We start from the raw sequence: 12,710 nt of genomic DNA, 5'->3' as shown, positions 1-12,710 counted from the left end.
CGCGGAAACGGACACCGGCGGAGGGTATAGTCCTTGGCCGGGGGTATGCCGGCTCGGATCCGCCCGGCTCGGGTGGAGTTAGCCCGGCTCCGTGGACGGCCGATACCGCCGACTCACGGCCTTCCATCGGCCGTTTCGGAACAGCCAGTAATTGATGCCGCCCGGCACGGCCGTCTCGAGGAAGAGCGCCAGATAGAGGCCGCCGACCCCGAGCGGCGTGACCAGCCCGAGCGCGGCTGCCGGGAGGGCGAAGGCGTAGCGACCGAGCAGGGAGGCGACGAACGGCCAGCGCGTGTCACCCGCGCCCAACAGGGCTCCCGCGGCGGCCCCGTCGATTCCGTACCCGATCGAACTGACGGCACCCACGGCGACGAAGACGGCGGCCTGTACGATCTCCGCGGAGCCGGCGACGAACACCCCCGCGATCGGCCGCGCGAAGACGACGACCAGAACGGTCACGCCCGTGTAGAGGACGGCCGAGAGCCGGATGATCGCCGCGCCGTACGCGCCCGCCTCGTCCTCATCGCCCGCACCGAGGTGCTGCCCGACGAGCGAACTCGAGGCCAGCGACAGCCCCCAGTTGACGCTGTTGATCAGAGCCCGCACCCGTCGGCCGACCTCGAGTGCGGTGACGACGACGGGGCCGAAGGAGGCAGCGATCCACAGCAGCGGGAAGACGACCGCTCCCTGTGCGAGCCGGCGACCGATCTCCGGCAGCGAAATCTCGATCAACTGATACAACAGCGTCGGCTCGAGCCACGGCCCGTCTCGGGCGATCGGGACGGGGCTCGGCTCCATGCCGAGCCGTCCGTACGTCCGGCCGAGCATCCCCCACGCGAGGACGAGCGTCACGAACCCGCTCGCGAGGGTCGTCCCGATCGCCGCCCCGGCAGCGCCCAGCCCGAAGCCGAAGATAAGCGCACCGCTGAGGACGACGTTGAGAGCCGCGCCGCCGGCGCGGGCGACCATTTCGGTGAACGTGTCGCCGACGCCGGTGTAGGTGCGACTGGCGATGAGATTGAGGAGTTCGAAGACTACGGCCGGTGCGACGTAGACGAGGTACACGCTGCCGTGACGGAGCGCGTCCGGACCGGCACCGAGCAGCCCGATCAAGGGGTCGGGGACGGCGAGAAAGAGACCCATGATCGGGAGCGCGAGTGCGGTCGCGAGTACGACGCTCTGGGTCACGGCCAGCGACGCGCGATCGGTCGCCTCGCCGCCGTAGTTCTGCGAGACGAGCGTGACCGTCCCGCCTGCCACCCCGAGGCCGAGCAGCGTCACGATCTGCCAGTACCCGAGCGCGAAGGCCAGCCCCGCCGTGCCGGCCGTCCCGACGGCGGCCCCGACCATCGCGAGGTCGGCCGTCTGCTCGGACATGATCGCAAAGCCGGTGACGATCCGGGGCCAGGCCAGTTCCATCGTCGGGCGAAAGCGCTCCCCGTCGATGATACCGATCCGCTCGAGCGCCCCGGCGACGAACGCGAGCGCTGTCGCCCGCCACTGCTGGCCCGTCATCGCTCCCCCGTTGCGTGACCGACGCCTTCGGTCTGTCGGCTCCGGCACTCGAGATTGGCATTCCGACTCCCCAGTGTGGAGCCTTCGAGGACCCTACCCGCGCAGCCGCGAGACCATCGCTTTCAGGTGGGTCGGCGAGACCAGCGACGTCGGTCGGTCCATGTGGACGCCGATTTCCCCCGACAGCGCTCGCAGCCCGATCCGCTGGATCGGCTCGGGCAGCGAGTAGGCGCGTCGAATCCACTGGCCGAGTTCCTGCTCGCGCGTCAGGTCGTCCCGCCAGGCGCGTTCGTAGGCCGCGAGCGTGGTCGGACGGTCCGGATCGATCTCGCGGGCTGCGTGGTCGGCGCTGGTCATCCCGTAGAGAATGCCGCCGCCGGTGAAGGGCTTGGTCTGGGCGGCCGCGTCGCCGATGAGGAAGGCCCGACGGGTCGTCACCCGGTCCGGCGGGCCGATCGGGATCGCCCCCGAGCAGCGGTGGGAGACGTCGATCTCGTAGCCGTCGATCAGTTCTTCGAAGTGTTTGGTCACCTGTACGCCGGGGGGAGCCGCGAGCCCGTACTCGACGCCGGCCTCGCCGCGGGGGATCCGCCACGCGAAGAACGTCGGCGGCGTGAGGTGAACGTCGACGAAATCCTCGTGGTCGTCCTCCTCGGAAAAGGCGAGCACGCCGTGGAGCAGTTCCTCGGGCTGGGGAAGCTCGAGTTCGTCCCGAACTCTCGAGCGCGGCCCGTCACAGCCGGCGAGCATCTTCGCCTCGAACTCGACGGTGCCGTCGGGACCGCTGGCGACGACGTCGACGCGGTCGCGGTGTTCAGTGACACCCGTGACCGTATGTTCCTCCCGGACGTCCGCGCCGGCCTCGCGAGCCAGCGCCGCGAGGTGGCGGTCCAGTCCCACGCGATCGATGACGTTCGAGGCGACCTCGCGCTTGTAGAAGCGATAGGCGTCGCTGTCGGGGCCGCCGACGTGGAATCGCGCGCCGTAGATCTCGTTCTGAAAGAGTTCCTCCCGGGCACCCTCGCCGGTGAAGTTCCAGATGTCCGTACTCACGTGGCCCGAACAGGCCAGCGGGTCCCCGATCTGCCCCTTCTCGAGGGCGAGCACGTCGTAGCCCTCCTCGGCGGCCCGGCGGGCGAAGCGCGCCCCCGGTGGGCCGACGCCGACGACGACGAAATCGTACATGCTCGTCACGTTCACGGCGGACGATAAATAGGTTCTCGAGACGCGTTCGAGAACGGTGTCGGATGCGGCCCGCCGTCGGTGGCGTCGGGGTTCAGTTGGACGGGAAACTCGCGGCCGCTCGAACCGCTGCGAAGATCGAGAGGAGAAGTCCCAGTCCAAGGACGGCGTACTGGACGAACCACGCGACCGAGTCCATTGCCAGCGTGCCGACGACGGTAAGCGCCATTCCCGCAGTTAGCAACACGACCCACGAATCAACCGGTTCGCTCATAGTTCAGAACGTTGCCACGAATCGGATACCGATTGCGTTTCTCGGTACCGGTTCGATATGGCCGACCGCTCGAAACGGCGCGAAATCGCGGACGGCCGGTGCAGTCACGCTTACATGGCTCCCTCGAATCGTGGCCACTATGCGAGGCTTGGTGACAGCCGACGATGCCACGCTGATCGACCTGAGTATCGGACTCGAGGACGGCGTCGCGAGCGAGCCCACGCCGCCGAAGATCGACGCGTTCGACCACGAGGCGGGGGCCGCGCGGCTCGCCGAGACCCTTCAGGAACAGGGGTACGACGTCGAGCCCGAGGACTTCCCCGACCGAATGGGGCTCGCGTGGGAGGACCTCGAGGTGATCCCCCACGCGGGTACCCACATGGACGCGCCCTGGCACTACGGGCCCGAGGTCGACGGCGAGCCGGCGAAGACGATCGACGAGATTCCCCTCGAGTGGTGTCGCGGGAACGCGGTCGTGCTCGATTTCCGGTGGATGGATCCCGGCGAGGAGATCTCGGCTGCCGACCTCGAGGACGCTCTCGACGAACTGGCTCACGAACTCTCGCCGGGCGAGATCGTCCTGATTCAGACCGGGGCGGACGAGTTGTGGGGCCAGCCCGACTATCTCACGCAGTTCCCCGGCATGAGCGCCGAGGGGACGAAATTCCTCGTCGAGCGAGGGGTGAAGGTGATCGGCACGGACGCCTACGGCTTCGACAAGCCCTTCGCCACGATGGCCGAACGCTACCTCGAGTCGGGCGAGGAAGACGAGTTGTGGCCGGCCCACGTCGCGGGCCGGGAGGTCGAGTACTGCCAGATCGAGAAGATGGCGAACCTCGACGCGCTGCCCCGCGAGACCGACATCCCGCTGGTCGCGTTCCCGATTTCGATCGAAGACGGGAGCGCGGGATGGGTGCGGCCGGTTGCCTTTATTGCTGGCGACGAAACAGGTGGGAGTAGCACATGAAACTCGCCACCTTCGAAGTCGACACCCCGATCGGTCCCGTCGAACGGATCGGAGCCGTCGACGAGTCGACCGAATCCGACGACGCTGGCGCGGGCGACGCGACCCTCGTGGACCTCACCGCCGCCTACGGCGCGGCTCTCGAGGCCGAGGGCGAACCCGCGCCGGCCGACCTCGCCCGGGCCCACGTCCCGCCGGAGATGATCGCTTTCCTCGAGCGGGGCGACCGGGCGATCGCGGATGCACGCGAGGCCCTCGAGTACGCGGCCGAGACGGACGCCGAACGCGGGCCCGGCGGCGCGAAGCTTCGGTACGAACCCGGCGAGTACCGGCTGTGCGCGCCGCTGCCACGGCCCAACTCCATGCGGGACTGTATGGCCATCGAGGAACACGTTCAGAACAGTATGGACGGCGAGATCGCGGACGTCTGGTACGACCTGCCGGTCTACTACAAGGGCAACGCCGACAGCGTGGTCGCGCCCGGCGAGACGATCCAGTGGCCCGACTACTCGGAGATCATGGACTACGAACTCGAGATCGCGGCCGTCATCGGGAGGCGCGGCCGGGACATCCCCGCCGAGGAGGCCGCGGAACACATCGCCGGCTACACCGTCTTCAACGACTTCAGCGCCCGCGACATCCAGGGCGAGGAGATGGAGGGGCGGCTCGGTCCCGCGAAGGGCAAGGACTTCGCGAACGGGCTCGGACCCTACGTCGTCCCCCGCGAGGACATCGACGTCCTCGCCGCACCGATGACCGCCCGGATCGACGGCGAGGTCTGGTCGGAGGGTACCGTCGACGAGATGTACCACTCCTTCGCCGAGATCATCGAGCATATTTCCCAGTCCGAGACCCTCCACCCCGGCGACGTCATCGGCAGCGGTACCGTCGGCGAGGGCTGTGGATTGGAACTGGGCCAGTGGCTCGAGGCCGGCGACACCGTCGCACTCGAAATCGAGGGGATCGGGACGCTCGAGCACACGGTCGTCAACTGAGGACGCGGCGCGCGGCGTTGCGTGTGGATCGATCCGCAGCGACGACGGGCAACGGTGTCCTGCACCGGGCCGGTGTTCGAACTCACGTCCGGAGACGAATTCTGTCTCGGTATCGTCGGCCCCGACGCTTTTGCGGCGACATCGACCGAGGGACCGTCCTGGGTTCCGACTCGAATTCGGTGTCGAACGACTGTCTCGGATAAAATCCCGGACATACCCTCGGCAATAGATATTGACACGACTGACATTCTGTTAGCAAACACCATACTCGAACATGATCAGTCGATCCGCTCTCCTGACCCTCTGTCTCGGTATCGTCGTCGCTGCGAGCCTTCCTGCAGGGGTATACGCCAGTCCCTCGCAGTCGGGATCGATAGCGAACGCGTCCGTCGCGCAGGAGCAGGGACCCCCTGAACCGTTCTGTCTCGATTTTTCGACGGAGCTCGAGAACATCTCGATGAACGCCTACGAGCAGGACGCGACGAACCTCACCACGGAGTCGGCGGTCGTATCGTCGACCGGTAACGGCACCACCGCCGAGGCGGGCATGATAGAGATCGGCTCCGGGCAGATCCACTCGGCGAGAACGTGTTTCGACAGAGTGTCGATGGCGAACGAAACGATGACCATCACCCTCGACGACGTCGAGTTCGAAGAGACGACGCTTCGGGGCCCGTGGACCGATATCGAGTTCGGACACGGGACGGCCGACCGGATGATCATCACCCTGCCGTGGGACCAGCTCGTGTACCTGTTACGGCAGTCACCCGTCGGAGAGAGAATCATCCCCGAGCTCGAGGAACACTTCGGTCTCTCCGCGCCCGACGACGCCGAAACCGCTGCGGCGGAGAACGGAACCGAGGGGTCGGCGAACGAATCGAACGATCCGACTGCGAACGCGACCGATTCGAACGAGACAACTACGGCAACCGATCCCGACGAAACGACCGCGAACGGTACTGATTCCGGCGACGAAAATACGACGGATGCGATCGACGAGCCGCGAGCGAATTCGACCACCGACGGCGTCCGAAATTCGGACGGAACGGGGGAAACCGAGACCGAGACGAACACATCGGCTGCCGAACCGTCCGAGACGGAGCCTCGCGTCGGACCCCCAGTAACGGCCGCCGTCGCCACTGAGGTGGCAGTCGCCGGTCGACGACTCGAGCCGTGACGGGGACGATCGATACGCAACTCCGCCGACCGGATCGGTGGGGAATCGTTCGACCCCACAGCGGTGACACTGGCAGTATCGATCGGTGGGAACGTCACCGCCTGGCCGGCTCAACGCGTTGCTTCCTTCCATCCGGACGGCGGGGTCCGTTTATATGACCGTCTATACACGAACAAATTTATACTTATACATATGGGGAATGTCCCCGCAACCGTGCCAATCGATCGCAAGCGATTCGTCGTCGTATTCCTCGTCGCAAACGTGGTCCTGATCGGTTTCCTCGCCGGGGTAGCATCCGTCGGTGCCGGCGTCGCCGTCCCGGCGACGGGTGTCGGCGGATTCACGGTCGCGTTCGACGAACTCCGGGGCGACGGGTTCGAACAGTACTCGACGATGGAGAGCCACGAAGGCTGTGAGCGCTATCCCGTCAGCGAGACGCGCATCCAGAGCGGAACGATCGAGGGACTCCACCTGTTCAAAGACCTCGAGATGCCCGTCACGGACGATACGTTCAGAGTGTCGATAGAGGCCGAACACGTGGAGTTCGAGGGTCTCAATCAGCGGTTTACGCATCTCGAGGGCGATATCAGGTTCGAGGAAGACCAGGTCGTCGAATACGAGGAGGGAGAAGACCGGATGCGGATCTCATCGCCGGATATCGTGATCGAAGACGGGGCGATCCAGACGGAAAACCAGTATATTACCCAGCTCTCACTGGAGGAGCTCGACGTCGCGATGGTGGCAAATCCCGAGGAGACGGACACCACCCCACCAGTGATCGACTGTCAGGAAGAACACAACGCAACGGGGTAACCGACGAATGATCGACGACCGACGCAGTCGGTTTGCCGACTGGCGGCGCGAGCGACCGTTCTGGGGCGGGATCGTACTCACGCTAGCCGGCCTCGTCATCGCCGCTGTGCCGCTCGATCTCGTGATCCGATTCGCGATGGTGCGGAACTACGTCGTCTTCGTCGGGCTGGTTCTTGCTGTACCCGTTCTGGTCTCCGGTCTCCTCTCGCTTGCCTATCCGCAGTACGCGACGTATTTCGGCGCGGTCGGGATCGCGTTTGCGATCGTCTCGATCTTCGGCGCGCTCGGTGGGCTCGGAATCGGGACGTTCCTCGGGATGGTCGGCGGCTCGCTCTGTATCGCGTGGGTTCCCGCCGACGCCGCGACCGACGGTCCGTCGGGTTTCGCCGACGCCGTTCCGACGAGGATCCGCTCGTGGTGTCGTGGCGTCGTCGATTCCCTAGCCTAGCAACGACGAAAAGACCCCGGATTCCGCTTTCCGGAGGTGTTCGTCGACGGTGCTCGTCGCACAGCCGAGTTCGTTCGCGATGTCTTGATGTGTCGCCTGTTTTGGAACGTCGTAATACCCGATGTCGACTGCCGTTCGAAGCACCTCCTGCTGACGCGTCGTCAAATCGAGGATCGACCACTTGCACGTCGGGTCGTACTCGCCGGTCTTGATGATGACACAATCGAACTGCTCGGGAATCGACTGATACGCGTGCTGGATCATCTCCTCTTTTCCTGCGACGGTGAGGCGAAGCGAATCGGAACTGGTGAACTCGATCGGCGTCTCGACGATCAGCCCATCCTGACCGACGAGGGACATGAGCGTCGAGGCCGGTTCGCCGGAGTCGACGGACAGGTAACAGTAGACGTCTGCCCCTGTTCCCTCGAAGAGATCCCACTCGAGGACGAGCGGGTGCTCCCCGATGTGTGATCGGAGGTGCTCGGCGTCAGCGCGGAGTCGGTACAGGAGAATCCCGGTCCCATCCGGAAACGAATCGAGGTAAACCAGTTCGTCCCGCTCGAGATCCGATTCGGTCGCCAGCCCCCGACCAACCGGGTGGACGGCACCGGCCGGTGTCGATAGTTCGAGTCGAACGTATCTCATGGTTCGAATCGGGGACGGTCTCGGTCGCCCGTCCTTGGCGGGATAGCGACGATTGCCGTTCGGTCCAGTATCGTCAGTACTTTGTTCGTCCTCGCTCGACCGTCTCGAACCGTGTTGGAGTTCCGTTGCTGACTGCCAGGATCAGGTGTATTTGTGATGACCATAGTCCTCTGTTCCGTCTGCTGAGAGGGTGTTTCGCGCTTCGAGTTCGACACTCCGTTGTGCACCTCGTGACCGATCGATCCGAGCCGGGCCACTACGACGCGATTCGATCGTCCCGGCACGTTCTCATCCGTCGTGTTTCATTTGTCACAGGTACTGTCTATCCAACGTACTATATAAAGATTATTCCAACTATGCAACGGTGTTTAAATAATCTTGGCGCGATCCCGCCCGAGCGGCTCCCTATCGGTACCGGGCCGTGATCGACCGGGGGCGATCCCGCCGCCGTTCCGACGACCGTCGAAACGACAGTGACTCGTAAATTCGGGTTAGCCGTCCAGTAACGTCCAGAATCGCTCGGTGTCGCCCTCGAAACGCTCCAGGAGTTCGCGCATCGCCGTTCGGTCGTCGTCGGTGACGACGACGTGAACCATCCCCTCGTCGGGCTGGCCGTAGACGACGCTCGCACCCTCGGGTGCGGCGGCGATCGCCGGCAGGGCGACGAGATCTTCTTCCCCGTCGACCAGAACGGTGGTCGGTTCCGCAGTCGAGAGCGCCCGGCGAAGTGCCCGAACGACGGGCGCGGAGAGTTCCGCAGGCGGATTCCGAACTTCGATGCTCGCGCCGGACGTGACCGCCTCGCGGATCTCCTCGTCGACGGCGCTGCGTTTGGTCCGGCCGTCGACGAGTGCGACGTCGGGTCGACGGCCCGCCTGCAGGAGGTGATACGTGACGACGTCGCCGACAGCGATCAGGGGTCCATCGACGGCCTCGAGGAGCCGATCCGCGTCCGTCTCGATCGGGCCCATCGGCTCTTTGAGTTCGTCGCGGAGTTCGTCGGGCAAAACCAGTAGCTGATCGTCGCCGTCGGCGGACGCCGAACGCTGGTCGTCGTCGCGGGTCACGTGAATCAGCGAACTTTCAGGGCGTACGCGCCCGGTTCGGTGATCTGCATCTCCGTCGCGATCTCGCTTTCCTCGGGATGGGCGATGATGACGTAGCCCGCCCAGTCCTCGGTCAGCGAGGAGGAGTTGCAGGCGTCACAGGTTTCGTTATCGGGTTCGTTGACCCGGTGACACTCACGACAGACGAGACGGTCGGATGCCATGGTTATTCACCTGCGGTCGCTTCGCGTTTCTCTCGCTCTTCCTCGAGCCAGCCGTGTTTCCCGAGGCCGGGCTGTTTGGCGGTGAGCCCGATCTTCGAGTCACGGGGGTTGCGTTCGTCGATGCTCTTGGTGACGATGCGAGCCCGGACGGCGTCGTCGACGCCAAGTGAACGTGCGGACTCGTTCGAGGCGAGGCGCTGGTTCTCGCCGTCGAAGGCGAGGTATTCGTCGCTGATCTGCGAGACGTGCAAGAGGCCGTCGACGGGGCCGATCCCGACGAAGGCACCGAACTCGACGACCTCGACGACGGTGCCGTCGACGACTTCCTGCATCTGCGGATCGAACGTGACGGCGTCGAATTCGGCCTCGTAGTAGACGCCAGGCCGGTTCGGTAACACCGTCCCCTGGCCGATATCGTGCACCTCGGTGACGGAGACGACGCTGCCGACCTCTTCGTCCATCCGCCCCTCGAGTTTGTCCTGGAGCAGTCGCTTGACTCGATCCGGCGATACGTCGCCGAGTTCTTCCGGCGGTACTTCTACCGTGTCCTTCAGTCTAACCCGTTTGTACATCTATGGTTGAGTGATCGCTAACTTGTTTCTCCCGCGTAATGCAATTACCGGTCTGTTCGCTTCGAGCACCCGGTCGCGCAGCGGACGATCGTTCGTGACGACGTAGTCGACGGTCCCCTCGCGGGCGAGTTCGACCAGCGCGTCGTCGGCGTACGACGCCTCCGTATCGACGACGAGACAGCGTTCGGTCGCCAGATCGTGGCCGACGGTCGCGGCCGTTCCCTCCTGACCGCCCTTCTCCGAGAGCCGCCGGAGTTCCTCGAGAACGGCCTGGGGAATCGTCGGCTCGAACGAGTCCAGGAGCCGCTCGAGTTCTTCGAACAGCCGAACGTCGAGTTCGACCGGCATCATGAGCGCGCTCGTATCGAGTGCGACCTGCGTCCGCGTGCTCATCGCCTTAGTCCGTGAGCGTTCCCAGCCCGATCAGCCGCCAGCGCGCACCGATGCGGCGGTTGATCGCGATTTTCGTCCCCGGATCGGCGGCGACGGGGCGTTTGAGTCGGACCTCGCACTCGCCGCTTCGGGCGCTGGTAACCGAGCCGACGGTCGTCGCCGTCCCGACGGTCATCATCAGCGGCTCGCCGGTGCTGATCTCGTCGACCGTCTCGCCGCTTTCCGCGCCGACGACCCGCTCGAGCAGGTCGACGTCCATGGTGAACTCGTTCCACGTCGGCGGGAGCGTCCCCGGCGGGCCGGCCATCCGGCCTGCCAGCGCGTCCCCCTTTGTGAGCGAGGGGTCGAGTCCGGTCCCGACACCGAGCAGTCCGCCCGGCGTGACGGTATCGGCGGCTTCGCCGCCGGCCTGGAGCGAGCGAATGGTCGTTTCGATGGGGACGTACTCGGACTGTCCGCCCTCCTCGACCTCGCGACCGGGCCGGATCTCGATATCGTCGCCGACCTCGAGCTCGCCCTGTACGAGACTCCCGCCGAGGACGCCACCGGCGAGGTCTTTCGCGGTCGTCCCGGGTTTGTTGATGTCGAAACTGCGGGCGACGTGCATCCGGGGATCGGCGTCGGGATCCCGATCCGGGGTGGGGATCTCCTCCTCGATGGCCTGGATGAGCAAGTCGAGATTGACCTCCTGGCCCGCGGAGACGGGGACGATGGGGGCGTCCTCCGCGACCGTTCCCTCGACGAACTCCTTGATCTGCTCGTAGTTGTTCCGAGCCGTCTCGGGGTCGACGAGGTCGACCTTGTTCTGTGCGATGACGATGTTCTCGATGCCGATGATATCCAGCGCCATCAGATGCTCCTCGGTCTGGGGCTGTGGAACGGGTTCGTTGGCACTGACTACCAACACGGCACCGTCCATCAGGGACGCGCCCGAAAGCATCGTCGCCATCAGGGTCTCGTGCCCTGGGGCGTCGACGAACGAGACGGTCCGCAGCGGCTCGCTTTCCGACCCGTCCGGACACTCCTCCTCGACGGTGTAACACTCGGGTTCCTCGAGCCCCTCGCAGTGGCGGAACGTGGCGTCGGCGTAGCCGAGCCTGATCGAGATACCGCGTTTCATCTCCTCGCTGTGCTGGTCCGTCCACGAGCCGCTGAGGGCTTGCACCAGCGTCGTCTTGCCGTGGTCGACGTGACCGACGAGCCCGATGTTCACCTCCGGTTGTCGATTTCCTACCATAAGACGATGAGTAATCTTGGGTAGTGATTCCCCTGTGCGACTGATAAAGGTTGCGAGCTATCCCTTCGCTCGGCGAAACCGTATGGGAACTATCGGCACGTGACAGTGCGTCGGGCTCAGGGTCGCGCCTCGGGGAGGCTCACAGCCGAATCCGCGTTCGGATTCGTGAGCGGCTGAATCGACTCCGCCCGGCTCGGCCGTCGACGCCGGGTTCGAAACCCAGGTGCTGGATGATCGTCAGGACCGGCGATCGCGGACCGATTCGCGGCGCACGCGCTCGGTCCGCGTGACCGACAGGTCCGACGCGAGCTCGAGTCGAAGCTCGTCCCCCTCGAGGCGGTAGACGACCTCGTATTCGTCGGGCTCCGTCGCGGTACGCGTGCCCGACCACTGGCCCCCGGAGACGTAGCCAAGCAGTTCCCAGGGCGCGCTCGAGAGCACGTCGACGCCCCGCTCCCAGCAGAACGCGACCGATTCGGGGTGGTAGGCCGATCGGAGCGTCAACGGGGCGGAGTACGATCGGAGACACTCCTCACACCGATCGATCGCGTGGAACGGATCGGCGTCGGGTTCGCCGGCCTCGACCACCTCGAGAGACACGCGCCCGGCACACGACGGACAGACGCCGCCCCGAACCTGCCGGTAGTGGGCCCCCATTCGATGGGTGAGCGCGTCGATGACGGCCGAAGCGGACCGCTCGCGGACCTGTGCCGGCGTGACCTCGTAGCCCGCGATGTCGCGCCCGCAGTCGCGACAGCCGATCTTCAGGAACTGGTTGTCGAGGGACGCTTCGAGGGACGCCGCCCCACAGAGCAGACACGATCCCCGGACAGCCGTCCCGCCGACTCCCCCCGGCTCGCCGTAGTTTGCCGACAAGAGTAGCCGGACGATCCGTTCGCCGGCGTGTGTCAGCGAGTAGCCGTCGTCGCCCTTTCGCAGAAACAGCCCCTCGAGTTCGCCGAGGTGGTAGGAGAGCTTCGACGTGTTGTCGATGTCGACCCGCTCGTAGATCGTCGAGAAGGAGAGCTCCGCCGGGCCGGCGCTGTGTGGGCGCTCGGCCTGGGCGATGGCGATCTCCCGAAGCACGTCGATCCGCGTCTCGTCGGAGAGGAGCCCGAAGACCGCGGCCGCCGACCGTTCTCCGCTCATGGTCTCTCCCACTCCTGCCAGCGAATAGTGTTTTTCCCTCGAGCCGATCCCGGGCGGTCGCTCACGATCGGCGTTC

Annotated in this window: 15 protein-coding genes; 5 read left to right on the top strand and 10 right to left on the bottom strand. The window is 65.5% G+C overall.

Features of this window, described 5'->3' with window-relative positions:
• Positions 1-78: 78 nt before the first annotated feature.
• The 3 genes from CP557_RS18590 to CP557_RS22275 all read right to left on the bottom strand — a co-directional run bounded on the left by CP557_RS18590 (position 79) and on the right by CP557_RS22275 (position 2,971).
• Positions 79-1,515, bottom strand: a complete 1,437-nt coding sequence (locus tag CP557_RS18590; RefSeq protein ID WP_097381277.1) for an MATE family efflux transporter — start codon at positions 1,513-1,515, stop codon at positions 79-81.
• 93 nt (positions 1,516-1,608) lie between these two features.
• Positions 1,609-2,700 carry a geranylgeranyl reductase family protein gene (locus CP557_RS18585; RefSeq protein ID WP_097381718.1) on the bottom strand — a complete coding sequence of 364 codons (1,092 nt, stop codon included), beginning with the start codon at positions 2,698-2,700 and terminating at the stop codon, positions 1,609-1,611.
• A gap of 91 nt (positions 2,701-2,791) precedes the next feature.
• Complete coding sequence (locus tag CP557_RS22275) at positions 2,792-2,971, bottom strand: hypothetical protein (protein WP_143825096.1); 180 nt, start codon at positions 2,969-2,971, stop codon at positions 2,792-2,794.
• 139 nt (positions 2,972-3,110) lie between these two features.
• Here CP557_RS22275 and CP557_RS18580 point away from each other — a divergent pair, with 139 nt between their 5' ends.
• The 5 genes from CP557_RS18580 to CP557_RS18560 all read left to right on the top strand — a co-directional run bounded on the left by CP557_RS18580 (position 3,111) and on the right by CP557_RS18560 (position 7,368).
• On the top strand, positions 3,111-3,938 hold the full coding sequence (locus tag CP557_RS18580) for a cyclase family protein (RefSeq protein WP_097381276.1): 828 nt from the start codon (positions 3,111-3,113) through the stop codon (positions 3,936-3,938).
• The gene (locus CP557_RS18575; RefSeq protein ID WP_097381275.1) at positions 3,935-4,930 is read left to right on the top strand and encodes a fumarylacetoacetate hydrolase family protein; all 996 of its coding nucleotides are present in this window, start codon (positions 3,935-3,937) and stop codon (positions 4,928-4,930) included. The genes CP557_RS18580 and CP557_RS18575 overlap by 4 nt, the downstream gene beginning before the upstream one ends.
• A 274-nt stretch (positions 4,931-5,204) precedes the next feature.
• Positions 5,205-6,107, top strand: a complete 903-nt coding sequence (locus tag CP557_RS18570) for a hypothetical protein (protein WP_097381274.1) — start codon at positions 5,205-5,207, stop codon at positions 6,105-6,107.
• Between the two features lie 213 nt (positions 6,108-6,320).
• Entirely contained in the window at positions 6,321-6,920 is a 600-nt protein-coding gene (locus CP557_RS18565; RefSeq protein ID WP_143825095.1) for a hypothetical protein, read from the top strand.
• Positions 6,921-6,927: 7 nt separating this feature from the next.
• On the top strand, positions 6,928-7,368 hold the full coding sequence (locus CP557_RS18560; RefSeq protein WP_211290226.1) for a DUF6114 domain-containing protein: 441 nt from the start codon (positions 6,928-6,930) through the stop codon (positions 7,366-7,368).
• On the opposite strand, the gene CP557_RS18555 is transcribed toward CP557_RS18560, so the two are convergent.
• The 7 genes from CP557_RS18555 to CP557_RS18525 all read right to left on the bottom strand — a co-directional run bounded on the left by CP557_RS18555 (position 7,360) and on the right by CP557_RS18525 (position 12,634).
• The gene (locus CP557_RS18555) at positions 7,360-8,013 is read right to left on the bottom strand and encodes a helix-turn-helix domain-containing protein (protein ID WP_097381272.1); all 654 of its coding nucleotides are present in this window, start codon (positions 8,011-8,013) and stop codon (positions 7,360-7,362) included. The two genes, CP557_RS18560 and CP557_RS18555, sit on opposite strands and share 9 nt — an antisense overlap.
• Positions 8,014-8,504: 491 nt before the next feature.
• Complete coding sequence (locus CP557_RS18550; protein WP_097381271.1) at positions 8,505-9,080, bottom strand: GTP-dependent dephospho-CoA kinase family protein; 576 nt, start codon at positions 9,078-9,080, stop codon at positions 8,505-8,507.
• A gap of 5 nt (positions 9,081-9,085) precedes the next feature.
• Entirely contained in the window at positions 9,086-9,283 is a 198-nt protein-coding gene (spt4, locus tag CP557_RS18545; protein ID WP_076143095.1) for a transcription elongation factor subunit Spt4, read from the bottom strand.
• Between the two features lie 2 nt (positions 9,284-9,285).
• Entirely contained in the window at positions 9,286-9,855 is a 570-nt protein-coding gene (locus CP557_RS18540) for a DNA-directed RNA polymerase (protein WP_097381270.1), read from the bottom strand.
• Positions 9,856-10,248: a PIN domain-containing protein gene (locus CP557_RS18535; RefSeq protein ID WP_097381269.1), complete on the bottom strand. Its 393-nt coding sequence runs from the start codon at positions 10,246-10,248 to the stop codon at positions 9,856-9,858.
• A 4-nt stretch (positions 10,249-10,252) separates the two neighbouring features.
• Complete coding sequence (locus tag CP557_RS18530; protein WP_097381268.1) at positions 10,253-11,485, bottom strand: translation initiation factor IF-2 subunit gamma; 1,233 nt, start codon at positions 11,483-11,485, stop codon at positions 10,253-10,255.
• 237 nt (positions 11,486-11,722) lie between these two features.
• Entirely contained in the window at positions 11,723-12,634 is a 912-nt protein-coding gene (locus tag CP557_RS18525) for a winged helix-turn-helix domain-containing protein (protein ID WP_097381717.1), read from the bottom strand.
• Positions 12,635-12,710 lie beyond the last annotated feature (76 nt).

This window comes from Natrinema ejinorense (genome assembly GCF_002494345.1).
GTDB classification, from domain to species: domain Archaea; phylum Halobacteriota; class Halobacteria; order Halobacteriales; family Natrialbaceae; genus Natrinema; species Natrinema longum.
Note: the sequence above shows the minus strand (reverse complement) of the source record. Positions and strands in the feature narration are given on the sequence as shown.